The organism is Paenalicyclobacillus macrosporangiidus, assembly GCF_900116805.1.
Lineage (GTDB): Bacteria > Bacillota > Bacilli > Alicyclobacillales > Alicyclobacillaceae > Alicyclobacillus_H > Alicyclobacillus_H macrosporangiidus.
This window is the reverse complement of sequence record NZ_FPBV01000095.1, coordinates 1-1,027: the sequence shown is the minus strand read 5'-3', so window position 1 is coordinate 1,027 and position 1,027 is coordinate 1. Positions and strand designations below refer to the sequence as shown.

The following is a 1,027-nucleotide window of genomic DNA, read 5'->3' as shown; positions in this document are numbered from 1 at the left end:
GACGGCCATCTGGAGTTGGATAACAACCGGAGCGAGCGGTCAATCAAGCCGTTTGTAATTGGTCGCAAGAACTTCCTGTTTGCCAACACCCCACAAGGTGCGAGGGCGAGCGCCATCGCCTACAGCCTAGTGGAGACAGCCAAGGAGAACGGGCTGGACCCGTATTTGTACCTGGAATACCTGTTCGAGCGGCTACCCAACATCCGAACGGATGACCGGGCAGCGATGGACGCGTTGCTCCCGTGGTCAGATCGCCTGCCGGAACGAATCCGGAGACGTGGAAAAAAAGGATAGCATGAGAAATCGCCCCGCTGGGTCTCCTGGCGGGGCTGATTGTTGTCGTCCATGACTGTCGCACGACGGTTGGAGAAACGCAAGGTGTGGGGGCTTTGACGCTTACCTTGCGACGCATGGTTGCGACTGGGGGACGCGAGAATGGTGGTACGCAGGCCTGGCGGGTGTACAAGCGCCAGTGGCACGAGGGTCCGCCGCAGGAATATAAACACTTTCCGCCTTATCCTGTTCGGGTGCCGGCACCATAGTGTACGTTTCCGTCTTAACTCACACCCCGCAGATGCCATAAGGCAGTTTCGTTACTTTACTCGCTCCATGTCCACCCCGTCTCGGCTTCCCATCCGCTCGCTTACATGCCATTCCGTCACGAACGCCGCCCCAGGCCCCCACGATAAATGCAATGCCGCCGCTATCCATTCCAGCCCCCGGGGTCATCAGTGCAATTCTGGTGTTACGCCTCGGCGGACGGGCGGTCTTTGCAACCCATTCGCCCCCATTGACCACCCATTCACCACCCATTTCCGACTGCGCGGCACAGGTCAACCTACTGACAAGCCATCCTCCTACGGCACACGCAGCTCCACTCCACACAACAGCAGAAGGCCCGGTCTGCACCTTACCGTGCATTCCGGGCCTTCTCTCTCTCGCCTGGCGGCGTCCTGCTTTCCCAGGGGCTCCCGCCCCTAGTATCATCGGCGCTGGAGGGCTTAACGGTCGTGTTCGGGATGGGTAC

At 59.8% G+C, this 1,027-nt stretch carries 1 protein-coding gene and 1 rRNA gene; one reads left to right on the top strand and one right to left on the bottom strand.

What is annotated here, in order from left to right; all coding sequences use genetic code 11:
- Nucleotides 1-294 (top strand): transposase domain-containing protein (locus tag BM357_RS18860; protein WP_139234798.1); only part of this gene is annotated, 294 nt, incomplete at its 5' end.
- A 646-nt stretch (nt 295-940) separates the two neighbouring features.
- Here BM357_RS18860 and rrf read toward each other — a convergent pair.
- A 5S ribosomal RNA gene (gene rrf, locus BM357_RS18855) occupies nt 941-1,027 on the bottom strand; the annotation flags it as partial.